The sequence below is a fragment of the uncultured Sulfitobacter sp. genome, assembly GCF_947499945.1.
In the GTDB taxonomy this organism is placed as follows: Bacteria; Pseudomonadota; Alphaproteobacteria; order Rhodobacterales; family Rhodobacteraceae; genus Sulfitobacter.
On sequence record NZ_CANMQD010000002.1, the window covers coordinates 592,674 to 618,501 of the forward strand.

Here is a 25,828-nt window from a genome sequence, read left to right on the forward strand (position 1 = left end):
GGCTGCGCTACGTGCGTGTGCAAGAGGGACATCAAGGCTAGGCGTGCCGCGCATCTGACGCTAAGGTCGGGAGAAACTGAATGAAAGGGCCTCTTTATGCCCCCTGCGAACCCCACAGGCCGCTCTGGTCAGACTGATGCCTATTCCATGATTTTGGATGCGATTGATACGGGTATTTACCGCCCCGGTGACCGTCTGGTGGAAAGCGAGCTGGCCGAGCGATTGGGCGTGTCGCGCACCCCGATACGCGAAGCCTTGCAACGGTTGGAAACGCAATCCTTGTTGGTGCGGGACGGGCGTAGTCTGATCGTAGCATCGTTGGATCACAACCAGATGGCCGAGCTTTATGTGGTGCGTGGAGAGCTGGAAGGATTGGCCGCGCGGTTGGCGGCGCGCAACGCGACAGAAGAAGAAGTGCGATTGCTGCGCGAAATGGTCGAGGCAGATAATCTACTGCTGGAGCATCCCGCCGCATTGGCACGTGCAAACCGAAGGTTTCACAAACAAATTCACCTTGCATCGCACAACCGCTTTCTGGTGCAGCAGCTTGATTTGGTCCACCGCTCAATGGCGCTTATGGCGACGACATCGCTGGCTGTTGTAGGGCGGGGTGAGATCGCGCAGCAAGAGCACGATTGCATCGTTTCGGCGATCGAAGCGCGAGACGGGGATGCGGCAGATGCGGCCTTGCGTGCCCATATCTCGGTGGCTTTTGCAACGCGGCTAAAGCAGGAAGCGGAAAAGCGTGAGGCGGAAGCCTGATCAATCGGTGTGGGTCACACCGTGCTCGGTTTTGTCCCAATAGAACGGCTCGACCACAATCTCTTTCATCGCCTTGTAAGCTGATATGGCAGCCATCGGGAAATAGAGCGGGAGTGTGAGAACATAGCCCATAAGGTGGCGATGTTCGCGGCGTGAGACGGCAGCCATAGATATACCAAGGTTGATGACCTCGGAGCAGAAGAAAAACCACGCCATCCCAAGAGCGACAGGTGTTCCGAGAGTAAGCGCCACAGGATGCTCGAACCCTGCAAGAGTGATCCAGAAGGACCAGAGCAACGGGGCAAAAGCAAACTGCGCAAATGTTGCGAGCAGAAGGGTCTGTACGCCCATAAACCTAACAAATCCCAAATCACGCAATAGCGCGCGGGGCGCCCGCATATGAACCAGCCAAGTGATTGCAAATCCTTTGAGCCAGCGCGAGCGTTGTTTGACCCATGGCCATGCACGACAATTCGCCTCCTCGAATGTAACTGTGGGGATGAGTTCGGTTACATAGCCGTGGCGTGCCAAACGGATGCCCAAATCGGCATCCTCGGTCACGTTGTGCGCATCCCAACCGCAAAGCTTTTCAAGGATGCTGCGACGGAAAAACAGCGTTGTACCTCCTAGCGGTATCACAAGACCAAGCTGCGCCACACCGGGTAAAATCATCCGCCACCATGTTGCGTACTCAATCGTGAAACACCGTGAAAGCCAGTTGGTTTTTGGATTGTAGTAATCCAGAACACCCTGCAAACACGCGACATTTTCAGGAGCGTCCTGAAAGCGTGTTACTACTTTTTCGATCTGATCCGGCTCGGGGGCGTCTTCTGCATCCCACACGCCTATGATGGACCCACGGCAAAAATCGAGCGCATAGTTGAGCGCACGGGGCTTTGTGGTCAGTCTGTTGGCGCTGGGGACTTCGATCACGCTGATCCAGCTGGGCAGGTCGGTGCGGGCGATAGTATCTCTCGTCACCGTATCATGCTGTTCGAGCACAAGCACCACTTCGAGCAGTGATTTGGGATAGGTCAGGCGGGTAAGGCGCTGGATCAGCTTTCCGGCGATTTCCTTCTCATTGAGCAGAGGCACCAAGACAGACACTTTGGGCAAGGGGAATGCGCCACGTGTGAGGTGTCCAATTGTATCAGTATCTTGAGTGATTTTGCTCATCTGCGCGGCAAAGGCTGCAACTTTGAGCACCGTGCTCATGACCAGTGTCACAAAAGCAATCAGAATGCAGACTGTGATTGTCCACGCGGGTATCAACACGAGTGCACCGATCAATGCGCCGAGAACCGAAAGGGCGATGGGTTTGCGTAAAGGAGAGGTCGGGTCCCAACTCCGACAACTTTCAATGGCAGGCACGCGGGTTGCCGCTTTTTGTGCAAGTTCTTCGCCATATAAAACGCTGATATGATTTCGAATTTGTGTCTCTTCAACGAGAACAGGCAACAACCGGCGACCGCGCTCGCCGAGGCAAGCACGCAGGCGATTGAAATCATCGGGGTGCTGGGTACCGACAAGAAGCACGTCACCGATCCGCAGCCATGGCACGCAGCGGTATTTTAGGCAAAGGGCAGAGGGGAGTGCCGCGCTCAGCAAGGGATCGGGAGGATCTACTGTCAGGTCGGCCACGGGAATATTGTGCTGCCGCGAGACCATTTGCAGTATGTCCGTCGCATTTGCCAGCCCTTCAGCCACCAAAATTTCGCCCAGAGGGGCATCAATATGGCGTTGGAGATCAAGGGCATGGACCAGATCCCCTTGAGTGATCAGACCAGCATTTACCATTACACGACCCAGCGGCAGACGCTCACTTGGAGGGGCTGCCGCTTGAGGATCGGGCAACCGGAGAAAGAGGTCGCTCATCGCAGGCCAATCTGAGATCGTTTCAATTCGATTAAAACGATTGCAGACAGAGATTAAGGAAGGGTTAAGACTTCCTTAATGGGGCGAACTGTCATGCTGTTGTTGCTTTTGCACGCGCCGCCATCGCTTCGGCAAAACGCTCAAAGAGATAGTAGCTGTCCTGGGGGCCGGGGGAGGCCTCGGGGTGGTGCTGCACAGAATAGACCGGGCGTCCTTCCATGCGGATGCCACAGTTGGATCCGTCAAAGAGTGAGCGGTGCGTCTCAATCACACCTTTGGGGAGTGACTGGCTGTCGACTGCAAAGCCGTGGTTCATCGAAGTAATCTCGACTTTGCCAGTATCGATTTCTTTGACAGGATGGTTGGCGCCATGGTGACCGTGGCTCATTTTGATTGTGGTGCCTCCAAGGGCAAGGGCGAGCATCTGGTGGCCCAGACAAATGCCAAAAACGGGCAGATCGGATTTGTTCAGTACATCCTTGATCATCGGGACCGCATAAACGCCTGTGGCTGCCGGATCACCGGGACCATTGGAGAGGAAAACACCGTCAGGCTGATGTGCCATCACATCTTCATACGTTGCGGAGGCAGGTAAAACCGTCACATCACAGCCGGCAGATGCAAGGCAGCGCAGGATATTGCGCTTTGCACCATAGTCGATGGCGACCACTTTATGCTTGGGTTCGGTCTGGGGCTGGTAGCCGTCGGGCCACGCCCACCGCATCTCGTTCCAGTGGTAGGATTGAGCGCAGGTAACATCCTTGGCCAGATCCATACCTTCAAGGCCTGCAAAGGCACGCGCCGCAGCGACAAGCGCTTCGACGTCGAAATTTCCGTCGGGATCATGGGCCAGTGCCGCATGGGGCGCACCCTGCTGGCGAATGGCACGCGTCAGGCGCCGGGTATCGATGCCACCGATTGCGATGCGGCCCCGTGCGGCAAGCCACTCTGACAAATGCTGTGTTGCGCGCCAGTTGCTGGGCTCGGTTGGCATCCATTTGACAACCATACCTGCGGCTACAGGATCGGCGGTTTCATCATCTTCGGGATTGGTGCCCGTGTTGCCGATATGGGGAAAGGTGAAGGTGACAATTTGGCCTGCATAGGAGGGGTCGGTCATGATCTCCTGATAGCCCGTCATGGCAGTGTTAAAGCACATCTCGGCAACAGTTTGACCAGTTGCCCCGAAACCTGCGCCGTAGAATACCGACCCGTCAGCAAGGGCAAGACACGCAGTGGGATGTGTAGGAGCAGCGGGGGCCATGGTCATATCCTTTAAAAGGGAGGGGCCAGCAGTGGCCCGCAACGTGGATGAAGTGCGAAACACCTCTTTTGGCAAACGATTGATACTTATAGCGACAGCAGAGGAGGGTCAAGATGAGTATCCAAATGAATAATTGTTTTATATCAATCGGTTAAGTCTCTTTAAAACGCATTGCAAGTATAGCGCTGATTAGGTAGGGTCGGCGCTCTTGGAACGCGCAAACTTAGAGGCATCCCCATGGACCTTCGTACCCGTATCGCAACCGATCTGAAACAGGCGATGAAAGACAAGGCCGCTGAGCGGTTGTCAACTTTGCGTTTGGTGAATGCCGCGATCAAAGACAAAGACATTGATGCGCGTGCCGAGGGTAACGAGGACGGTGTCGGTGATGCAGAAGTGCTTGCGATTCTGGGTAAGATGGCAAAGCAGCGGCTTGAGTCTGCACGCGCCTACGAAGAGGGTGGGCGCCTCGACCTTGCTGAGCGCGAGCGCGCAGAGATTTTGGTGATTGAGGAGTTTCTGCCCCGTCAGCTTGATGAAGCGGAAACCATAGCAGCAGTTAATGCCGCCGTCGCAGAAACGGGTGCAAACTCGATTCGTGACATGGGTAAAGTTATGGGTGTCCTAAAAGCCAAATACACAGGCCAGATGGATTTTGGCCGCGTCGGGCCGCAGATCAAAGACCGCCTGTCTAACTAAATGATCAAACCGGCTGCTCTAGCGGTGTAAAGCCCGCTTGAGATCGTCGAAGAGTTCGATCCGCTCTTCCTCACTCAGAAACGAACCGATTTCAACTTCGCGTCCTTTGCCGCGGAGGGTCACGTAATGCGGGATAGGGCCTTCGTCCTCGTATTTTGTGACTTGGGTCCAATACCGATCGCAATCCCATTGCTGCACATCACCTTTGGGATTGGTTCGCGTCAGCATCGCCATAGTTTCGTCCAGCACTAGCACTTCATTTATTTGACGCGCTTTGTAATTGCGCTGCAGTGCCCAATAGATCCCCCAAACTGCAGCCAGAGTGAACGGTAAAATTCCCCAGAGGATAGGGGAGCCGAGAAGGGGCAGGGCAGGAATTGTTATCAAAGTGAAGGTCGACAGAACAAATGCGGCCATCCCACGGGCGGGCAGCGAATTGTGCGGCCACAGACGCATTGTCTGGGGCGTGCTGTGTGGTGGTGAGGTCCATTCGTAGGGCATGATATAGTTTTAGCGTAGCGGTCATTTGGATCAATGCGACAAAGTTGAAAATTACGTGATTTTCACGCTGTAGCGAGACTGTTGCCTACCATTTTTACCTTTCCGATAAGCCGCGTTTAGGTTTCTTGGTTGACCATAAAGAAGGGCCCCAACCGCCGCTGGAGCCCTCATGTTCGTGGTGCCGGTTCAGCCGATTAGTGGCTGTGGGACTTATCCCAATCCGACTGCTTTGGCAGCTGCTCGAACGTGTGCTCGGGCGGCGGGGAGGGCAGTGTCCATTCCAAAGTATCCGCAAACTCGTTCCACGGGTTGTTGGCTGTGACGCGCGCACCGCGTGTCAATGTCCATGCCATCACACCGAAGAAGAAGATGAACGACCCGAAGGAGAGGAATGCGCCCATGCTTGACCACCAGTTCCAGTATGCAAATGCATCGGGATAGTCGATGTAGCGACGTGGCATACCCTGACGACCCAAGAAGTGCTGTGGGAAAAAGGTCAGATTTGCGCCGATAAACATTGCCCAGAAGTGCACCTTACCAGCCCACTCAGGATACATGCGGCCCGTCATCTTGGGCAGGTAAAAGTAGATACCTGCAAAGATTGTGAAGACTGCGCCGAGCGACATCACGTAGTGGAAGTGTGCAACGACATAGTACGTGTCGTGGTAGTAGCGGTCCACAGCAGCCTGCGAGAGTACGATACCTGTAACGCCACCAACGGTGAAGAGGAACAGGAAGCCAAAGGCCCAGAGCATGGGTGTCTCGAAAGAAACAGAGCCGCCCCACATAGTCGCAATCCACGAGAAAACTTTGACGCCCGTCGGAACCGCAATGACCATCGTCGCAAGCATGAAGTAGGCTTGCTGGTTCAGCGACATACCAACTGTGTACATATGGTGTGCCCATACAACAAAGCCGAGTGCACCAATCGCGATAATCGCCCAAACCATTGGCAGATATCCAAACACGGGCTTGCGCGCGAAGGTCGCAATCACGTGGGAGATGATGCCAAAGCCTGGAAGAATGATGATGTACACTTCAGGGTGTCCGAAGAACCACAGAATGTGCTGGTACAGAACCGGATCACCACCGCCTGCGGGGTCAAAGAAAGCGAAGCCAAAGTTACGGTCCATCAAGAGCATCGTGATCGCACCCGCCAGAACAGGCAGGGAGAGCAGAATGAGCCATGATGTCACAAAGATTGACCAAGCAAACAGAGGCACCTTGAACAATGTCATACCAGGGGCGCGCATATTCAAGAAGGTTGTGATCATGTTGATCGCGCCAAGGATAGATGAAGCACCCGAGACGTGGACCGCGAAAATCGCGAAGTCCATCGACATGCCGCCCTCTTTCACCGAAAGCGGTGGATACAGGACCCAGCCCACACCAGAACCCGCCTGACCGTTACCGCCCGGAAGCAGGACAGAACAGATTGCAAGCGACGTACCAGCGACATAGAGCCAGAAAGACAGGTTGTTCATCCGCGGGAACGCCATGTCAGGCGCACCGATTTGCAGCGGCATGAAATAGTTGCCGAAACCGCCAAAGAGGGCAGGAATAACAACAAAGAACATCATAAGAATGCCGTGACCTGTAATCAGCACATTCCAAAGGTGCCCGTTGGGCGTACAGGTCGTGGAGGAATCAGCGATGAATCGCGCACCTTCCATACACATGTATTGAACGCCGGGGTTCATCAGCTCGAGACGCATATATATCGTAAATGCGACAGAGATGAATCCGACAAAAGCGGAGACGATCAGGTACAGAATACCGATGTCTTTGTGGTTCGTGGACATAAACCAGCGCGTGAAAAACCCGCGTTCGTCTTCATGGTCGTGCCCGTTAATGGCTGCGTCTGCCATGCGGTGCCTCCTAATATTGATAATTGAATGCAGATACGCCTGTTGGCAAAACGCACTGCGGACTTCTGCTTGTTCTAAAAGCAACGAAGGCACAGGGCAATGGGCACGATGGTCGCAGTACCAAGTATTTTTCATGGAAAGGATCAATTCAGACCACAGAACAGTGCTATTGAGGGTCTTGGATCAAAATGGATTAAATTCGACCTACAAAGCGGCGCGGAAATTGACGAAATTAATACACTGGTAAACCTCTTTGGCAATGATGCGGTGTAGCCAAACCAAGAGGGGACGACCCGTGACGCACCCTGTGCCGACGCCCGATACGACCATGCCTGAAGGCATTTCAGCAGGGCCAAGTGGTTCTGGTGATGCTGGTGATGTTTTGCGGACACCCACGGTGGATCGTGTAGTGAGCCTGATGCCAGGTTTTGTATATGTGTTTAACCATACAACATACTCTAACGATTACACCAACCGTTCTGTCGGAGAGCAGCTAGGCTATTCTTCCGAGGAAATCCGTGACTTTGGCGCCCAGATGATGATGCACATTGTGCATCCCGATGATCATCCAAAAATGTCCGAACATTTGGCTCGAATCGCCCAGCTTGACGGAGATGATTCGATCAGTTTTGAATATCGAGTTTTTCGCAAGGATGGTCGACAGCGCTGGCTACGCTCTGTTGATGCTGTTTTCGACCGCGCGCCAGATGGTAGTGTCTTGCGACATATTGGATGCGCCAGCGATGTTACCATCGAAAAGGAGGCAGAACTTCGCCTCGAGCAAATGAACGCCGAGTTGGAAGCTAAGGTAAGTGAACGGACAAGGGACCTTGCCAAGCTTAACGGAGAGCTTGAGAGCCGCATCGCGGAACGCACCTATGAGTTGCAAGACGCTGTAGATGAGCTGGAGCAGCTAACATATATCGCAACCCACGATCTAAAAGTTCCTGTGAACAACCTTTGTCGTCTCGGCCTGATGCTTGGCGACAATGCGCATTTGCTTGCGCCAGATCAAGCGGAGCAGGTGGGCTGGATCAATGATTGCGCGACACAGTTGAGTGCAAAAATTCAGGGGTTGGTGCTTGTGGCTCAGATACGTCTCAGCAGTGTACTGCCGAGCGAACTGCTTAATCTGCGTGGGGCAGTGATGGATGCGGTTGGCAGGTTTGAAGCGACGATGGGGCAGGGGGCACGGCCCGTCACAATTAAAGTCGCTGACGATATCTTTGTGGATTTTGCGCGGTTTGAGTTAGACAGCATCCTCTCGGCGATAATGGATAATGCAATAAAATATGCTGACCCCTCGCGTGCCTTAGAGGTGACGTTTCGTGCTGATCTTCTTGAGGGTAAGGTGACGCTCTTGGTTGAGGATAACGGCACCGGACTCGATGGGGAGCGTGATAGGGACAAGGTATTCGGCTTGTTTCAAAGGGCGCATAAGGAACCTGCTGGCAGCGGTATCTCCTTATACTGTGCGCGGCGCATGTTGCTGAGACGCGGGGGCGACATCTCGGTGGAGGGCCATCGCGGAAAACATGCAGTGTTCAATTTACAATTTCCAAAACGAGGGGAGACTTCCGGTGATGGGTGATATGATCAAGCCTGTAAACAGGATTTTGTTGGTCGATGATGATGCGGTCACAAATATGATGCACAGCCGCGTCATTGAACGGTCGGGGCGTGCAAAGCGCATCGATGTCGCCACAGACGGGCAAGAGGCACTCGATATAATACGAGCAGATCTCTTGGCGGGGAGCCCACTGCCCGAGCTTATCTTTCTCGACATTAACATGCCTGGCATGGGCGGATTTGAGTTTCTTGAGCATTATGCAAACTTGCAAATCAATCCGGATGCGCAGCTAATTATTGTTATGCTCTCGACGTCATTGCTGGAGGCGGATCATGCCCGCGCGGAGGCGGACCCCAATGTGCATAGTTTTTGCGACAAGCCGCTGCGCGTAGAAAAATTGCTCGAACTGGTTGAGGAGTTTCAAATCCGAATGCAAATGAAACGGCCAGCCGCCTAAGTGGGTTCTAAGGCGAAGTGGGCGCTTCGCCGAAAATATCTGCGAAACTGGTACGTAGCGCGACGTCGACATCAGCCATAGTAACGGGCAAACCCAGGTCAACAAGACTGGTCACGCCGTGTTCAGAAATTCCGCAAGGTACAATGCCATCAAAATGGGTCAAGTTCGGCTCAACATTGATGGAGATGCCATGGAAACTTACCCATTTTCGCAGGCGAATTCCGATGGCCGCTATTTTGTCTTCCGCTGGCTGACCTTGAATGTTTTGCGGTTTATCAGGCCGCGTGACCCAAACACCGACACGGCCTTCCCTGATCTCGCCTGTGATGTTGAACTGATCAAGTGTAGCGATAACCCAAGCTTCGAGATCCAGCACGAATTTACGCACATCACGGCCTCGCGCACCGACATCCAGCATAACATAGGCCACGCGCTGCCCTGGCCCGTGATAGGTGTACTGTCCGCCGCGTTTTGTCTGAAAAACGTCGAAGCGGTTTGGATCGGTTAGATCGGCATCTTTTGCAGAAGTTCCTGCAGAATAGAGCGGCGGATGCTCGACCAACCAGACACACTCTGGCGCACTCCCATCCAAGATGGCTGCAACGCGAGCCTCCATCCATGCCTCGGCATCGCGAAAGTCGGTCAGGCCGGTCGATGTGATCCACTCAATCACGTGATTGCTCGCCCCTGCTGCACAACGATTATGCACATCAGCTTGTCGTTTCTTCGCTGCGTTCAGCCAGAACTTTGGTCAACATCTGCGCATAGGTCTCAGCACCCTGTGCGCCAGTTAGAAGGTACTTGCCCTCAAAAACCATTGCTGGAACACCTGATATCCCACGTTCTGTCCAGAATTGTTGCCGTGCACGTGTGTCTTTAGCGCGGCTTTCAGAGGTCAAAACCTCAAGTGCTTCGGTCCGGTCCAACCCTATTTGTGCCGCAATATCTACAAGAATTTCATGCCGTGATACATCCAGCCCTTTTGTAAAATGTGCATCGAAGAGGGCCATCTTTAAAGGATGTTGCAAGTTAAAGGATTGTGCCCAGTCCAAAAGCTGGTGTGCAGCAAACGTATTAACGATTCTGCTATCGGCATCGAACACGAAATCGATACCCAAATCCGCCCCGATCTGTCTAAGCTGAGCACGGTTTTGTGCGCTCTGCTCTGGGCTGGCGCCATATTTCTCAGCGATATGCTCAGTCAGATTTTGACCCTCTGGCGGCATTGCTGGATTGAGCTCGAAAGGATGCCAGCGAATAAACGCCCCCGTGCCGTTTGTGCCAAGCGCCTGTTCTAACTGGCGGAAGCCGACAATACACCACGGACACATAACGTCAGAGATGATGTCAATTTGAATAGGCTTGGGTTGGTTTTCATTTTGAGACATGAGGCTTCCTTAGCTCTGGCGCGGGCTATGATCATCGGGAGTATGACAGATGGTGACAAGGAAAAACACATGCTTTGCCCGTCTGCTCCTACGTCAATGGTCAAAACTCTTTGTGGAGGTGGCATTTGTTCTAAATTGGCTCTTGAGGTATGCCGCAACCCGCGCTATTGCGTCTCCACCATCCATGGCGTGCGGTCGTGGCGGAATGGTAGACGCGCAGCGTTGAGGTCGCTGTGGGGTAACACCCGTGAGAGTTCGAGTCTCTCCGACCGCACCAATTTATCTTATAATACCATTATAAATCAGTGCATTATTTTATTTAGTGGTACACTGGCCCCCTCTTTAGCCCCCTCAACATGTGATGCGTAAAAACTTGCACTGACGTTGTACCGCGAAGTATTTTTCTGCGCCATTTGCCGTGACGGCGGGTAATGTCAGGGCAGGGCGGTCTATTGTGTCCTATGCTGTGCGGCCTCCTTTTCAACTCGAACAAGCTCAAGCAAACGATCTGGACACCGCATAACATGGCGAGACACACAGCCCCGAGCAAACAGCGCGTCGATGATGCTTACCCCGTCAGGATCAAAGTACGGATCCCGCCAACAGGTCTGGGGTATCTCTCAAATGAAACTGTCGCGTGGCTCAAAGAGAACCTTTCCGGTGTCTGACGTCAGCGCCTATGGGTCCAAATAGCGGTATTTGATAAGAGAGGGTTCTTGGCTCATCGTAACCACTGAGGAGTGGAAGATGAGACAGACAACTGGAACACGCAAAAGTCCTGGCGAGAAGATCGTCAAAGATATCAAACGAGCGACCCGCAAACATTATTCGTCTGATTAGAAGATCAGGATCGTCTTGGACGGCCTGCGTGGCGAAGACAGCATTGCTGAGCTGTGTCGTCATGACGGGATCTCTCAGGAGATCTATTACAAATGGTCCAAGGACTTCATGGAAGCTGGCAAGCGGCGTCTGGCGGGAGATACGGCGCGTGCTGCAAACACAGACGAGGTCAAAGATTTGCGCCGAGAAGCCCGTGATTTGAAGGAAGTGGTGGCCGAACAAACGCTGGAACTCCGCCTGCTTAAAAAAAGCATGTTCGACGGTGGGGGCGACCACGAATGAGGTATCCTGCATCGGAGAAGTTGGAGATCATTCGGTTGGTTGAAGAAGGCCACCTGTCTGCACGTCAAACACTGGCCAAGCTCGGCATCCCCCGCACCACGTTTTATCGGTGGTACGACCGGTATCTGCAGCGAGGCGAAGCTGGGCTGCAGGATCAATCTCCCAAGCCAAAGCATGTCTGGAACCGCATTCCGGATGAGGTGCGGCGCAAAGTAATCAAGCTGGCTTTGATGGAGACGGACTTCACTTATCTCAAGGTTTTGGGCTGGAGCTGGTTTTATCTCAGTACGATCTTGGACGATTACAGCCAGTACATCATCTCCACTGCCCGACAGGGTATTGCGCAGCAATGTCCCGAGAGGGATGGAAGCTCTGTACGAACATGCGGGCGGAGGATGTCACCGACACACTGGAACTGGCGCTGCAGGCTTCAGGCTGTGATCAGGTCCACGTCGTACATAAGCCTCGACTGCTCAGCGACAACGGCTCCAGCTACGTCTCTGGTGATCTCGCTAAATGGTTACAAGACAAGGGAATGAAGCATTCTCGCGGAGCGCCGTATCATCCCCAAACACAAGGCAAGATCGAGTGTTGGCACCAAACCTTGAAGAACCGCATCCTGCTGGAAAATTACTTTCTACCCGGTGATCTCGAAGCCCAAATTGAAGCCTTTGTCGATCACTACAACCACCAAAGATATCATGAGAGCTTGAACAACGTCACGCCGCCGGACCTCTACTTCGGACGTGACAAAGCCATCCTGAAACAACGGGAAAGGATCAAAAGAAAGACGCTCGAAACGCAACGCTTGCATCACAGACAATGCGCCGCATGATGAAACAAACCAGATGAGCCGGACACTCTCCTATTTTAAGCTGCCATTGGTTCCAAAAACCCTGACGACGAACACCCCTAGATGCCGCTTTATAGGTCTCCCAAACAATCATCAAACTTTGAAATCTGGCTAAGAAGTTTTGCAATAATTTGTTCAGCAACGGACTTTCGCTCTAAAATGCAGGGTGGCTTCCCCAGCGCTTAGACGACTGTATCATTCAAGGGAGGTTTGCCAGAGAACTGATAGCTTTCTATCATCTGCCTAAATGCCTCGACATCAAAGCCTTCTTCAGAGCAAATCAACGCAACAGACTTTGAGCGCTCTTCATTCCAAAACTGAGTGAAGGCATCCTCAACACTTTCCCCTGATGATCTGGTGGTCATGTTCTGTTCGATGAACTGTTCAATCAGAACGCGCTTGCTGCAAAGTTGCCGCTCGGAACCAATCAAATCGAGAACGACTTTTTTCTTGTGCGCACCTTCTTCACGTACATTGGGATCAAGGCTGTCAGCATCATCAGCGATTTGTGCTTACAGCCTGAGAATATATGCGACATTGATTTCGTCACGCTGGATCAGTTCCAGTTCAAAATCAATTTCAATCAATGATTGATACTTTCTCAGCGGCTTCTGGTGCCTTAATCTTGTCGTTGACATCGAGGAGCTTTCCTCTAAATTTTTCAAACCTTTGAGGGTCCAAAGTGATATCGTCCACATCATATTTCACGAAACTCGGCAGAACATTCCGAATGCGCATGATATTACGAAACGCCTGAACAAATTTCAGTCGATCCTCTTCAAACATAAGCTTGTCCACGCTTGCGGGGGTATGGCAGAAGCAAACAATACCAGCAGTGAACTCTGCACTAAATGCCGTATTTTGAGCCTTGATGGTGGCGCGGCCAAGGGCTTTTATACTCTAAGCGTTTTACGTGAACTCGGAGGTCTGTTGAGCATGTTTACGCCACCTTTTCATTGCCACTCATCATCCTTAACGCAGTGTTAACCCTTATTGCGCGAATTTTACCACACATCATTTGGGGGCGGAGAATACAGTGGATAGAGAAATAATGAATCGGGTCATCGTTGCGGCGTCGGCAGCTAAAGCCGGAGGTTTTGATGGTACATACTTAGCCCTCTTGGACCTGCTGAAAGCATTGAGGCAAGCAGAGACTGACCCAACGTCACCCTGCGATTTAGCGGCTCTAAGAGCACAGATAAATTCCGCATAGCTCATTCTTTACGTAAAGTTAACCAATCTTGTACGACGTTCTAACGTAGATTTTGGTTCACAAGTTTAGGAAGCACTATGAGCAAATATTCTATAATCTTCGACGCGCTGCGAGATGTCAGGACATACTCTGGGAACAACAACATGAAAGCTGTGCTGGAGGCTGTAGAACACGCCGAAAAAATGGCAATGACTGAGATTTGCAAAGTTGATTTGGAAAAACATGGTCCAGGTTATGATGCTCTCCTGTATTCGATCTTTCCTAACACAGGGAGCATAGTCCATTGATTGACGAAGGCTTACCGCTCAACACTAACTGGCCAATTTCAGAAAGACGAAGACGTCGCTTAAAGATGATCCAATTTGCTGTGTTGACGTATGCTGCATTTGTTTTTGTACCGCCAGTGATGAACTTTGTTCATTTGGAATCTAGAAATGGCTACGCTTGGATCGATCTATTACTTCAACAATAGGCGCCTGCTCGGTCCAATTGGAAACATCTCGCCAGCCGAGTCTGAAGACAACTTCAATGCACAGCGCGACGTGCTCGATAGGCAAGCTCAGTTAACGTGCCGCTAATGCAGTACATCGAAGTATTTTGCTTTGAAGATAAGTCTGAATTCTCGGCACGTGCTGTATCGCTCGCCAAGGGTCGCTTCCCAGCTTCCATGAAGGCCTTCGACCCTTTGTATTAGGCTCCAGACTCATTGATTTATAACCAGAACAAGATGGTTGCTGCGAGGGCGATTGCGGACAGGAATACCTTTGGGCATCGGTCGTATCTGGTTGCGATCCGTCGCCAGTCTTTCAGGCGGCCAAACATTATTTCGATGCGGTCGCGTCGTTTGTAGCGACGCTTGTCATATTTGACGGGCTTGTCGCGCGACTTTCGTCCCGGGATGCAGGGCGTTATTCCCTTATCTACAAGGGCCTCCCGGAACCAATCCGCGTCATATCCTCGGTCTCCCAATGACCAGTCGGCGGCAGGTAGGCTTGCCACTAGGGCTCTGGCTCCAGCGTAATCGCTGACTTGGCCAGCGGTCATGAAGAAACGGATCGGCCGTCCAATCGTGTCAGTGACGGCGTGCAACTTCGTGTTCATACCACCTTTTGTCCGCCCGATCAGCCTGCCACGCCCCCCTTTTTTAACCGCAGGCTTGAGGCCGTGCGGTGCGCTTTGAGATAGGTTGCATCGATAGAGATTGTTTGATTATCGGGTGTCTCCGCAGCCAGTCCGGTCATGATCCTCGCGAACACCCCCATGTCGCTCCACCGTTTCCAGCGGTTATAAAGCGTCTTAGGAGGCCCATACTCCTTGGGTGCATCACACAACCGCAACCCATTGCGATTGATGAAGATAATACCACTGAGCACGCGTCGATCCTCGACGCGTGGCACACCATGGCTCTTCGGAAAATACGGCCGGAGCCGGGCCATCTGAGCTTCGCTCAGCCAGTAAAGATTGCTCATTATGCCCCCAAAGCTTTGGGAACTTGAATCACGCCGGCCTGATGGTCTCAAGCGGATTAATGGGTCCAGAGCCTAGAGATACTCTACACTGACTATTCTATCTGGGAGCTAGAAAAAGAAATCGTCTTCCGTGATACTCGATTTGTCAATGGTTTCCAATATAATTCCACCAGATCCATACCAGACTGTAACATCTGATCCATCTTGCGCAATGACTAGCTGACTAAATTTCTGTATCGACGAATTAATGGACAATATATCGATACCAGCTTCATAGTCAGTAACGGTGTCCCAACCACTGCGCGCGGTGAAAACAAAGGTATCAGCACCGGTCCCTCCCGTCATCAGATCATTACCCAAGCTTCCGATTAGCGTATCATTACCTTGACCACCGTCCAAAGTATCCCAACCCGCTGCTGCATCCAGTAGATCGTTTCCCGCGCCGCCAGCAACACTATCATGTGCGATACCCGCTCGAATCGTATCATCACCACCGGCACCATCGATTACATCGTGACCTCGGTGCCCCAACAGAAGATCACCATCGCTACCGCCTATGATCGTATCATGCCCAGCCAAGCCTCTCACCGTATCACTGCCTGATCCGGTCCCATCATAAGCATCGTTGCCGATGCCAAGATGGATAGAATCAAGGCCATCCCCACCTATCACGACGTCATCTCCAGCTTGCGCAAAGATCAGATCATTTCCGCCACCTCCAAATAATGTATCGCTACCATTGCCCCCTGTTAGTTCGTCATCGCCTCTGTTCCCTTCGACCAAGTCGTCATCCCTACCACCTATTATAGTGTCGTTGCCACTTCCTCCCCGCAAGGTGTCATCATCGTCGTTGCCATGGATAAAATCGTCACCCTCTTTTCCGTACAGCTGATCAGCGCCACCACCTCCTTCAATGCTGTCACCACGGCTTCCACCCCAGATCGAATCATTGCCGTCCGTTCCAATTATTGATTGATCGAATTTTGCACTTTGAAACGAAATTAATTGTTCATTCTCTGTTAAAGAAATATTTTCGACGTTGGGGAGGCCGTTTTGCACTACTTGAGCTGAGGATAGCACCATTGAAACAGTTAGGGGAGTAGCTTGCGCTGCGTCATTGGAAAGGTCTGATTTCGAAATCTCTATCGATCTAAGAGCGTATTTTGGAGTGTTCTTTTCTTCCTTTAAAACTTCAGAAATAGATGAAATTTGAATTCGTTCACTCTCGTCGAAGGTGCTTCGCATATCATAAGTTTCTCTAGAAGCTAGAAAATACTTAGTCCCGTTGAAAAAGCCCAAATCTCCCAATCTGACTAATCTAAACTGGATCAATTCAAAAATTGAAAATGTCAAATTAATCAATCCTTTATACTAAACAGGACAACTACTGTTCTATCCTCGCGAGTTTGAGGTATAGTAGAAATTGATTACCAACTCACTAAGGTGAATGATCTCGCTACATTAACTTACCCTTAATATAAAAAATATTTGCACGGTAATTACCCAAAAATTGGGTATGTTCAAAAATGAGTATTTTCCTGGTAAGAAATCTGAGAAGATTTTCGATGAAGTTGGCACGATATAGCGACGCGCTGATCATGGGCAAATTGAAACAGGCGGAGGGCGGTACGCCGGTCTCTGAGCTTCGCTGGGAGCATGGCATGAGCAGTGCCAACTTCTACAACTGGTGGGCTAAGTTTGACGACATGGATGAGTCTTTGAACGCTGAGATGAGAACATGGCCGAACAATACCATCGTTTGAAGAAGATTTATGCTGAGATAAGGATGTAAAACGATCTGCAGAAAGAATCCTTCGGGAAAAGCGTTAAGGCCGTCTCAGAGGCGACACGTGGTCATGAACGCAATTGTGCAAGGCGGGGTCAGCATTGCGCTGACCTGCCGTACGCTTCGGATGAGTGAGGCGTGTTATCGTTAAGGCCCAGTATGGTGCGTCGAGAGTAAGGCGATTGCGGATTGGTTAAAACGCCTGACAACGAACAAGCACAGTTGGTGTGTTGGTTTGTGTTCGTTGTATCTGTGCAACTCGTAGGGCCGTGGCTGGAACCACAATCGCGTCTATCGGGTCAATTTCGAACTGGAACTAAACTTGTGCATCAAGCCCAAGAAGCGGCTTAAGCGTGACAAGTCTGAATGATTGTTCCTGGGCGTCCAATCGATCTGGAACTTGTGATGTGCAGGCATCTGATCACGATGTATGGAGTGCTAGCGGTTGCCGGAGGTTAGGGCGTGCGGCGCGACGCGCTGTTCCCCAAAATACACCTCAACGGTGCGAACGGTGATCCGCGCCCATAGCTTCTACTTCAACTACTGGCGTGGCACTGACTGATAGTGACGGCCAATATCGCCGCTATAGGGCCCGCCCGGCACTGCTTTCATTAGGCGTAAACATATGGGTCAACTGGCAGCACCTTCAGCGCAGAACGGTTTAGACTTTCAACCAGATCACGACAGCTGGCACAAAGATGGCGACTGACCTTGCCATTGAACTGTCCCGACAATGGGCGGATGGCGGCGTACACTTCGTGCAAACCAAAAAATGCGCTGATTGCGCAAGCGGGCCAGAATCCAACGCTCGGCCAGCAAAACAACGCCTTCAAACTTGGCCTTGTCTAAGGGTTTGTTGGGCGGGGCCGGAATAATAGCCGTATCATAGTGATTACGCCGAAATTCTGCGGGCACTTGGGCCCAAATCGGTTGAGGAATGCTGCCGCGCGCTTATCAAGGACTATAGGGAAACGGCCGCTGTTCGAGGCCTTGCATCAGACAAGCCGTCATGAAGAGGCCAGCTCAGGCCTTTGCTATTGGTGCGCCAAAAATGCACCGATATCGTCGAGCGGCCTACCGACAGGCTTTGCGCAACGCGGTTTCCTGAAGATCCTTCTGCACGACGCTGTAAAACGTCCCGTATCTTAAGGATTAGCGACCTCTTCATTGGGCTACTCTCTCGTTCAAATGAACGCCAGAGCAGCCATATAAAAGATTACTTCTCAGCCGCTTTGACAATGCTCCCGTGCAGGTGGTCGGATGCCCCGGAATCTCCGGCCGGGACAAATCGGTATGGGAGGCCGGATGCTATCCGTACAGGCGGCCGGATAGCGCCGGGACACGCAACAGCCAAAAAAATACACTAAACCAGAATTAGGAATACTAAAAATAAAAGTATAATTAATTCATAACTAAAGTTCACATTCTTCCCTTATTCCAAACTAAAATTTGATTTGTGACCATTCAATAGTAACTTGGAATGGAGGCCCTAAATGTATATAATATCGGATAATGTTGAATACACAGCAAATAAAATTTCAGCAGATTTATTTGGACTAAATTTTGTTCTGTCATACGATATGGAGTTTCTCGAAGTAGGTCCACTCCTCAATCTGTTAGGAAGTCTTCAACCAGAAAACCTTCGTTATCCGGGTGGATCCATTACAGAGACGATGTTTTCTCAAGTTGAGTATGATGGTATCAATTGGGCGGAACAGTATTTTTCGTCAATGCAAAATGACATCACACAAAGAGAGAATATGAATTCCTTTGTTCAGTCAGCAGGCGATATCGGTGCTAGTATTCAACTTGTTCTACCAACAAGCATTGCATTTGAACAGTCAGCTGGCCAAGCTATCGCTATGGGAAACTATGGTGATCGTAGGAAGATTGATCCGCAGTACTTCATTCTACTAGGTGATTATATCGAGGAGTTCTTGGCAACTTCAGTTGAAAATGACGTTGAGATAACGAGGGTTGAGTTAGGCAATGAATTTTGGGGTTCTGGCCGAATGACAGCCTCAGAATATGGTTACTTAGCGGCGGAAGTTACCGAGTATCTTGCAAAACACTTTCCTGATTTGGAAGTAATTGCTCAAGTATCTTATATTGCGGGATTTTTTAGCCCCGTTGAGGATTCAATCGTTTATCTTTCTAAAAATGGAAGCAACTTTGATACATATTTCCCCTGGCAAGATCTTGCAAATATTCCTGATCTAGTAGAATACACGCTGCCTGGCCAAGGGTCTGGTGTTGGTCAGACACAAGATATCGCATCACAATTTCGAGATAACCCTATAGCTCTTAATGCACTTGATGGCATTGTCGACCACTTATACTTTAGAAAGGGTTTCGCTGGTATAGATACTGAAAGAAATCATGGATTGATAGCTATTCCAAAAACTTTTGAGGATACTAGCGGTTTAGAAGAAATTGATACATTCATTACAGAATGGAGTGTGAGAAATATTTCGAAGGACCGCGAAAGTGAGGGTACCAATCATACGGGATTACAGTATGCAGGTTCAACGTTGGAAGCCTTTTTCGAACTTGCTCAACATAACGTAAAAGGCGCAAATTTTTGGCCCACGACTTTTGGTAACGAGAGTATCGATAGGAGGGTCCTAATCGATACTAGTGAGCAAGACTTAACTTTTGGGGGGGAAATATTTCGACTGATGGCTACGAATTTGATTGGTCTATTTCCAAAGTTTGATTTCGAAGTGGAAGGTGAAATTGATATTCATGGCTTTTCAAACACCGATACCTTAGTTCTTTTTGTAAATGAGCGTTCAGGTGAGCAGTCTAGTCCTAAAATTGATCTTTCCGATTTTGCATTTGATGGATCGGCCTTTATAAACGTCACTTATCTAAGTGGTGATGGAGAAACTGGAACAGAAATAAATTCTAACCCGATAATTAGTGAATTGGACGGATTTGTACTAGATACCAACGTTATTGATCTCAATTTGGATCCTTGGTCCATCGCAATGATTAATATTCAGGATATTACATCATCGAACGATAGATTGAACGGGACCGCATTAAATGATCGTATTGAAGCTGACGCAGGGAATGATCTAATTTATGGCAATGCAGGAGATGATCGACTCTATGGGCAATTTGGCGATGACACTATAGATGGTGGCGCCGGTGATGACTCGCTGTATGGCGGTTGGGGTGATGATTCAATTCTTGGTGGAAGCGGTGATGATTTCTTAGCAGGAACATTTGGAAATAACACCTTAGACGGAGGTGAAGGTAACGATGTTATAGTTGCCAGCGACGGTAACAACCTGCTTCGTTCCGGCGCCGGAGCTGACATTGTTACGTTGGGTTCTGGTGCAGATATTGTATATGCAGGTGATGGCAATGATGAAATTGGAATGTCTACCAAGTTTAAATTCTGGGAAGATGGATTTGGTGCCTATAATATTGGAACTGAACAGTTCATTCCAATCCAAGGATTTGTTCAATACTCAGACGTTGTTTACGGGGGTGATGATCATGATACTCTGGTTCTTTCAGAGCAACAGGATGCATTCTTTCTTGATGATGATTTATCAGCCTTTCACTCTTTGATTGGCATAAGAAACAACGATAGCGAGGTTTCAGGTGTCGCCAGATTTTCAGGAATTGAGGTAATAGATGCAGGAGCGGGTAACGACATTATCGATCTTACTAGTGAACGTTATCAACTTAATGGAGAAGGTTTGACAATCAGTGGAGGCGAGGGAAATGATACTATTTGGGGATCAAACGACGATGAAACTATTTCAGGTGGTAATGGAGATGACCACCTTTTTGGTGGAGCTGGAGCTGACTTTCTAATTGGTGGTGCGGGAAGCGACATCTTTGAGTTTAGCATATTTGACAGCCAAGATAGAATCTCCGATTTTGATTATACCGACGGTGACTTAATACATATTTATGGTACAAGCGAAAGCGTCGATCTCTCCCTAACGTGGACTACCAGTTTAATAGAAGTCACTGCAAACTTTGGATCGTCGGTTTCCTACTTTTCGGTAGAATTAGAATTAGCCGAAATGGATTTGGGTGTTCCGATTACATTAGATACCTTATCTGATTTTATAGTTTTTTTATAAGGGTAATTATAAATGATTTTACCACTTTTTCTTCTGTGTAGCTGCGGGGTTCTCATGGCAACGCTCTTTGATAGTTTGGGAGATGACGAGCGGTTGGATGAGGAAGAAGAATCACAAGTATTGAAATCTCCTGATGATGAATTCAATGCTTCTTCTTCATCCAGTCTCCTTGTGAGCGTTGAGATTGCTGATGCAGGCGAATTATCGGGCGCTGGCTCTGTTGAGCAAGTCGAGGCTACGCCGTCAGATGTACAAGCGGCTGAGGAGGCTTCACAAACAGTGTATTTTGAAGAATTGACGAATATAAATTCGTTTCAGCAGAATGCAAACGTTCTAACACTCAATTTAACGAGCGCTGGCGTATCCGATAGCACCGCACCGTTAGATGATTTTAATTCAAATCCAAACACGCCAATTTTTTCAATGGATGAAATTGACCATATTAGTATTGATGTAGAAGAAGAGGACGGTCATGTAGAAGTATTGCGTGCTAATTACTATGAGAGACTTGGCAACAGCAACGGTGGGAATCTAGAAAACTTACGTACGGGTGCAAATTTCTACTTTATTCCACATGGTGAAAATTTTCCTGAAGATTACGTGTGGTCGGAAGAAAGCGCTAGCCTCTACAACGAACAAACATACACTAATGTCAGTGCTGATTTTGGAAATATTCGATTGATCCTGCGTGTTGACACAGGATCTATTTTTGATGCTAATTTGGTGGATGATGAAAGATTCATTTTAGATGAAAAATTTGATAACTTGCAGGAATTGATAATTGATAACAGAAACACCCGTGAAATTTGAAGTTGATAGGCAACAACGTTTCGAAAAGTGACGCCTGCTTCCTAGGTCAAGGACCCATTAATCTACTTGAGACTGTCTGGCCTGTATGATTCAATCTTCCAAATTGAAGGGGTTTTATGGACAATCTTTATTTGTTGAATAAAAAAAAGATGGTGCGGCTTAGGCTGTAATTTCCGAAGAGCCATGGTGTGCCACGGGTAGACGATCCATGCGTATTGTACGGTATTATCTCCATCAATGGTAATGGCTTATGCTAGTGTGGTGCACCCAAGGAATATGGCCCATACAAGACGCTCTAAAACCGCTGGAAAAGATGAAGTGACATGGGGGTGTTCGCGCTGATCATGATGGGGCTGGCCGCTGAGGCTCCCGACAAAAAGGCAATCTCGATTGACGCTACCTATATCAAACCAGATCGCACGGCTGCTAGCCTGCGGGTAAAAGAGGGGGCGTGAACGTCTGATAGGCCAGAGCAAAGGGGGCATGAACACCAAATTACATGCCGTAGTTGATGCAATAGCTCAGCAGATCAGGTTCTTTATGACTGCCAATCATGTTAGTGATTACATTGGAGCAAGGGCTCTTGCGAGCAATTTACCAGCGGCTGAATGGCTATTGGGAGATCGGGACTATTACCCGATTGGTTCCGAGAAGTCCTTGTAGAGATGGGGATAACGCCATGTTTCCCTGGACGGAAGTCACGCGATAAGCCTGTCAGATATGGTAATCCCTCCTAAAATTTGTGGTGTTCAAGAGTGGAATTTTCTCGGCAAGATATCTGAAGAGATTTTTGATGAAGATAGCACGATATAGCGACGCACAGATAATGGGCATCTTGAGGCAGGCGGAGGGCGGTGTGCCGGTTTCTGAGTTGTGCCGTGAACACGGGATGAGCAGCGCGAGTTTTTACAAGTGGCGTGCCAAATTTGGTGGCATGGATGCATCTTTGATCACTGAAATGAGAGACATGGCCGAGCAGAACCAGCGTCTCAAGAAGATGTATGCTGAGATGAGCATGCAAAATGATCTGCTGAAGGAAGCCTTAGGAAAAAAGCGCTAAGGCCGTCTCTGCGACGAGAGATGGCCATGAATGCGGTCGCACGGCATGGGGTCAGCATTGCGTTGGCCTGCCCCACATTCCAAATCAGTGAGAAGTGTTATCACTACAGCCCTGTGCTGAGCGATGAGAACGAAGAGATTGCGGACTGGCTTGAACGTCTGACGGCAAACAAGCGCTCTTGGGGCTTTGGCTTGTGCTTTTTGTATCTGCGCAACGTCCAAGGCTATGGCTGGAACCACAAGCGTGTCTACCGGATCTACTGCGAACTGGAGCTGAACCTGCGGATCAAACCCAAGAAGCGGCTGAAGCGTGAAAAACCAGAGCCGCTGGCGGTCCCAGACCTGCCAAACGACACGTGGTCGATGGATTTTCGGGAGGATCAACTTGCTGCCGGCCGATCGATCCGGACATTAAACGTGCTTGATGACTTCAATCGCGAAGGTCTGTGTATCGAAGTCGACTTCTCGTTGCCAGCGGAGTGCGTCGTGCGAAGCTTAAACCAGATCATCGAGTGGCGCGGGAAACCAAACACCATTCGCGTTGATAATGGCCCCGAGTACATCAGAGGAAAGTTGATGGAATGGGCTGAGAAGCACGGCGTCAGGTTGGAACACATCCAGCCCGGCAAACCCCAGCAGAATGCCTACACCGAGCGTTACAATCGCACCGTTCGCGGCGAATGGCTGAGCCAATACATCTTTGAAACCATCGAGGAGGCGCAGGACCAAGCAATTAAATGGCTCTGGACTTACAACAACGAGCGACCCAACATGGGCATTGGCGGCATAACACCCGCTATGAAACTGAAAGCAGCCGCATGAATTCTACGGCTGGACCCCATTAAAAATGGGGGGATTGCCATATGACAAGCGCCGTTACAGAAAACGCAACCAGATCGAGATTATGTTCGGACGCTTGAAAGATTGGCGACGCGTGGCAACCCGTTATTACGATGCCCCAGGGTATTTCTCTCCGCCATCGCTCTCGCCGCAACGGTGATATTTTGGTTTTGAGTCCTGAGGCTAGGGATGCATACGATTTGCACACTTTGCGATTTATTTAAAGAAAGTAGCATACGCCCAGTGTCCTAACCGATCAGCTGCGGCACTATCAGCAGCGACAGGTAGCAAGTCTCAAGCGTTAGAATTGGGATCATTTTGATCTTCTTCGCATTGCTAGGGTTTTGATTGAGATTTTCACTTTGTATTTTCACTTGGATTCAAATCTTTAGATTTCGGATAGACAGCATCCATGACAGCTCGATAATTCGACTTCTCATCTTTTTGCGTAATCTCATTCAGAGCGACGTGTTGCGCTTCGCAGATTATGCGTTCTAATTCAGGCAACTCGTTTTTTCCAGCGAACTTGGCGAGATCGGACAAGGCGTCAAAGATAAACATAGCATTTTTCATAGGCACTACTCCAGTTTCAACCTGAAGATGCGTAAAAGTCGGTTAAGAGAACATTAATTTAGACACGCGTTTTTATCAAGATTTCTACTTTCAATAGGTGACTTTACGTCACCGCGTTCTTTTTGCAACTGCTTTACGATTTCAAGAAATGCGGTGCGTGTTCTCTCGTAGCCAGCTCTTTCAGCTATCGTGGCGGCAATAAGTGCTCGCTCTAATACATCATCAATTGAAGTGGTCCGGCAAAACTGGACAGCGTGCTAAGATGTATCCAAGCTTAAAGACAGGATACAGAAATGACGAAGAGACGCAGTTTTTCAGACAAGTTCAAAGCTACTGTGGCGCTCGAAGCGCTGCGTGGTGACAAGACGGCGCAAGAGATTGCAGCCAAGCACAAGGTTCATCCAACGCAGGTGACGACGTGGAAGCGGCAGGCGATTGATGGGCTGACCGGGGTATTTTCCGATAAGTTCCGGCGGGCTGAGGACAACGAGGCTGAAGTCAAAGAGCTGCACGCCAAGATCGGGAAGCTGGCGGTCGAGAACGATTTTTTGTCACAAGGGCTAAAGCGATGAGCCCGACCGAACGCAAGCAAATGATCAACCGAGACCGTACGGATTTAAGTCTGACCAAACAGTGCAAGTTACTGAGGATCAGCCGATCGTCGCTGTACTACACGCCAGTTGGCGTGAATGCGGAGACGCTGAAACTGATGCATGAAATCGACCGTGTGTTCACGAAGTACCCATTCTTTGGAAGCCGTCAGATCGCGGCCTACTTGCCGAGAAACGGGTTCCATGCGGGCCGCCACCGTGTGCGTCGTCTGATGGGCATCATGGGACTGCAGGCCATCTACAAAGGTCCTAACACAAGCAAGAAGCACCCACAGCATCGCATTTACCCATATTTGTTGCGGAAGCTGCCGATCACGCGCCCAAACCATGTTTGATGTAGCGATATTACCTACATTCCAATGCGCCGTGGGTTCTTGTATCTGGTTGCGATCATGGATTGGGCGACGCGCAAGGTGCTGGCATGGCGGCTGTCGAACACGCTGGACGCCAGCTTTTGTGTCGACGCATTGAACGAGGCTATCGCCAAATACGGCAAGCCAGAGATCATGAACACGGACCAGGGGTCGCAGTTCACGGGTTCTGCATGGATCACCACTCTGACCGAGGCTGATGTCAAAATCTCAATGGACGGTCGAGGTCGTTATCTCGATAACATCTTCATCGAACGGTTGTGGCGGTCACTGAAGCAGGAGGCTGTCTATCTGCATGAATTGCAGGACGGCTTCTAAGCCAAACGCGTGATCAAAGACTGGATCAGCTTCTATAACGCCGAGCGCCCTCACACGGCTCTCGACAAGCGAACCCCTGACGACGCATTCTTTGACACAGAACAATCCCAGAAGGCGGCATGAAACCAACCAGATTACATCTTAGCTGAGCCGTAAAACTGTCCTGAAAAGCAGGACCACTTCATTCTGCATCTTCGACTTCCCTTAACAGGCGCGGATCATTTTTGCCTTCCGTAAACGATCTAAGATTGTCTAACGCTTTAAATATAATAGAATATGATACCATAACAGAGCGCCCTCTTCAGACTACACA

Annotated in this window: 18 protein-coding genes, 1 tRNA gene and 6 pseudogenes; 14 read left to right on the forward strand and 11 right to left on the reverse strand. The window is 50.0% G+C overall.

What is annotated here, in order from left to right; translation table 11 throughout:
* The first annotated feature begins 96 nt into the window (after window positions 1–96).
* The gene (locus tag Q0775_RS13085) at window positions 97–762 is read left to right on the forward strand and encodes a GntR family transcriptional regulator (protein ID WP_298861501.1); all 666 of its coding nucleotides are present in this window, start codon (window positions 97–99) and stop codon (window positions 760–762) included.
* Here the strand turns inward: Q0775_RS13085 and Q0775_RS13090 are convergent, their stop codons facing one another.
* A complete protein-coding gene (locus Q0775_RS13090; RefSeq protein ID WP_298861504.1) occupies window positions 763–2,637 on the reverse strand; it encodes a glycosyltransferase family 2 protein in 1,875 nt (624 codons plus the stop codon).
* A gap of 91 nt (window positions 2,638–2,728) precedes the next feature.
* A complete protein-coding gene (gene carA, locus Q0775_RS13095; protein WP_298861507.1) occupies window positions 2,729–3,901 on the reverse strand; it encodes a glutamine-hydrolyzing carbamoyl-phosphate synthase small subunit in 1,173 nt (390 codons plus the stop codon).
* Between the two features lie 237 nt (window positions 3,902–4,138).
* On the opposite strand from carA, the gene Q0775_RS13100 reads away from it, so the two are divergent.
* Window positions 4,139–4,600: a GatB/YqeY domain-containing protein gene (locus Q0775_RS13100; protein WP_298861510.1), complete on the forward strand. Its 462-nt coding sequence runs from the start codon at window positions 4,139–4,141 to the stop codon at window positions 4,598–4,600.
* 18 nt (window positions 4,601–4,618) lie between these two features.
* On the opposite strand, the gene Q0775_RS13105 is transcribed toward Q0775_RS13100, so the two are convergent.
* On the reverse strand, window positions 4,619–5,101 hold the full coding sequence (locus tag Q0775_RS13105; protein WP_298861513.1) for a DUF2244 domain-containing protein: 483 nt from the start codon (window positions 5,099–5,101) through the stop codon (window positions 4,619–4,621).
* 194 nt (window positions 5,102–5,295) lie between these two features.
* The gene (gene ctaD / locus Q0775_RS13110) at window positions 5,296–6,969 is read right to left on the reverse strand and encodes a cytochrome c oxidase subunit I (protein WP_298861516.1); all 1,674 of its coding nucleotides are present in this window, start codon (window positions 6,967–6,969) and stop codon (window positions 5,296–5,298) included.
* Between the two features lie 99 nt (window positions 6,970–7,068).
* Here ctaD and Q0775_RS13115 point away from each other — a divergent pair, with 99 nt between their 5' ends.
* From Q0775_RS13115 to Q0775_RS13125, 3 genes are read left to right on the forward strand one after another with little or no spacing between them, the layout of a single operon-like run.
* Window positions 7,069–7,242, forward strand: coding sequence for a hypothetical protein (locus tag Q0775_RS13115; RefSeq protein ID WP_298861521.1), 174 nt, complete (start codon window positions 7,069–7,071; stop codon window positions 7,240–7,242).
* A 22-nt stretch (window positions 7,243–7,264) separates the two neighbouring features.
* Window positions 7,265–8,560, forward strand: coding sequence for a PAS domain-containing sensor histidine kinase (locus Q0775_RS13120; RefSeq protein WP_298861523.1), 1,296 nt, complete (start codon window positions 7,265–7,267; stop codon window positions 8,558–8,560).
* Window positions 8,553–8,996 (forward strand): response regulator, encoded by a 444-nt coding sequence (locus Q0775_RS13125; RefSeq protein ID WP_298861526.1) that lies wholly within the window; start codon window positions 8,553–8,555, stop codon window positions 8,994–8,996. The genes Q0775_RS13120 and Q0775_RS13125 overlap by 8 nt, the downstream gene beginning before the upstream one ends.
* Before the next feature lie 7 nt (window positions 8,997–9,003).
* On the opposite strand, the gene lipB is transcribed toward Q0775_RS13125, so the two are convergent.
* Both lipB and Q0775_RS13135 read right to left on the reverse strand, forming a co-directional pair.
* Window positions 9,004–9,705 (reverse strand): lipoyl(octanoyl) transferase LipB, encoded by a 702-nt coding sequence (lipB, locus tag Q0775_RS13130; RefSeq protein ID WP_298861529.1) that lies wholly within the window; start codon window positions 9,703–9,705, stop codon window positions 9,004–9,006.
* A gap of 1 nt (window position 9,706) precedes the next feature.
* Window positions 9,707–10,384, reverse strand: a complete 678-nt coding sequence (locus Q0775_RS13135) for a DsbA family oxidoreductase (protein ID WP_298861532.1) — start codon at window positions 10,382–10,384, stop codon at window positions 9,707–9,709.
* Between the two features lie 191 nt (window positions 10,385–10,575).
* Here Q0775_RS13135 and Q0775_RS13140 point away from each other — a divergent pair.
* Window positions 10,576–10,661 (forward strand) — tRNA-Leu (locus Q0775_RS13140).
* 470 nt (window positions 10,662–11,131) lie between these two features.
* Window positions 11,132–12,341: pseudogene (locus Q0775_RS13145) on the forward strand (DDE-type integrase/transposase/recombinase).
* Between the two features lie 200 nt (window positions 12,342–12,541).
* Here the strand turns inward: Q0775_RS13145 and Q0775_RS13150 are convergent.
* From Q0775_RS13150 to Q0775_RS13165, 4 genes and pseudogenes are all read right to left on the reverse strand, one after another.
* A pseudogene (locus Q0775_RS13150) lies at window positions 12,542–13,057 on the reverse strand (hypothetical protein).
* Window positions 12,939–13,256, reverse strand: a complete 318-nt coding sequence (locus tag Q0775_RS13155) for a hypothetical protein (RefSeq protein ID WP_366863639.1) — start codon at window positions 13,254–13,256, stop codon at window positions 12,939–12,941. Before Q0775_RS13155 ends, Q0775_RS13150 begins: the two are co-directional and overlap by 119 nt.
* A gap of 1,027 nt (window positions 13,257–14,283) precedes the next feature.
* Window positions 14,284–15,041 (reverse strand): IS5 family transposase gene (locus Q0775_RS13160; protein ID WP_298861535.1). Its coding sequence is split into 2 segments (ribosomal slippage): window positions 14,284–14,720 and window positions 14,720–15,041, totalling 759 coding nucleotides; the frame shifts between segments, so codons are not numbered across the junction.
* Window positions 15,042–15,149: 108 nt separating this feature from the next.
* A complete protein-coding gene (locus tag Q0775_RS13165) occupies window positions 15,150–16,394 on the reverse strand; it encodes a calcium-binding protein (RefSeq protein ID WP_298861538.1) in 1,245 nt (414 codons plus the stop codon).
* 212 nt (window positions 16,395–16,606) lie between these two features.
* On the opposite strand from Q0775_RS13165, the pseudogene Q0775_RS13170 reads away from it, so the two are divergent.
* From Q0775_RS13170 to Q0775_RS13195, 6 genes and pseudogenes are all read left to right on the forward strand, one after another.
* Window positions 16,607–17,194, forward strand: a pseudogene (locus tag Q0775_RS13170) (transposase); the annotation flags it as partial.
* Between the two features lie 1,126 nt (window positions 17,195–18,320).
* Window positions 18,321–20,933: a hypothetical protein gene (locus Q0775_RS13175; protein ID WP_298861541.1), complete on the forward strand. Its 2,613-nt coding sequence runs from the start codon at window positions 18,321–18,323 to the stop codon at window positions 20,931–20,933.
* A gap of 54 nt (window positions 20,934–20,987) precedes the next feature.
* Window positions 20,988–21,743 carry a hypothetical protein gene (locus tag Q0775_RS13180; RefSeq protein ID WP_298861544.1) on the forward strand — a complete coding sequence of 252 codons (756 nt, stop codon included), beginning with the start codon at window positions 20,988–20,990 and terminating at the stop codon, window positions 21,741–21,743.
* Between the two features lie 116 nt (window positions 21,744–21,859).
* Window positions 21,860–22,465: pseudogene (locus Q0775_RS13185) on the forward strand (IS5/IS1182 family transposase); the annotation flags it as partial.
* Window positions 22,466–22,536: 71 nt separating this feature from the next.
* Window positions 22,537–23,624 (forward strand): IS3 family transposase gene (locus tag Q0775_RS13190; RefSeq protein WP_298861820.1). Its coding sequence is split into 2 segments (ribosomal slippage): window positions 22,537–22,798 and window positions 22,798–23,624, totalling 1,089 coding nucleotides; the frame shifts between segments, so codons are not numbered across the junction.
* 34 nt (window positions 23,625–23,658) lie between these two features.
* A pseudogene (locus Q0775_RS13195) lies at window positions 23,659–23,816 on the forward strand (transposase); the annotation flags it as partial.
* A 183-nt stretch (window positions 23,817–23,999) separates the two neighbouring features.
* Here the strand turns inward: Q0775_RS13195 and Q0775_RS13200 are convergent.
* Window positions 24,000–24,215, reverse strand: a complete 216-nt coding sequence (locus Q0775_RS13200) for a hypothetical protein (protein ID WP_298861547.1) — start codon at window positions 24,213–24,215, stop codon at window positions 24,000–24,002.
* A gap of 293 nt (window positions 24,216–24,508) precedes the next feature.
* On the opposite strand from Q0775_RS13200, the pseudogene Q0775_RS13205 reads away from it, so the two are divergent.
* Window positions 24,509–25,638: pseudogene (locus Q0775_RS13205) on the forward strand (IS3 family transposase).
* Window positions 25,639–25,828: the final 190 nt, after the last annotated feature.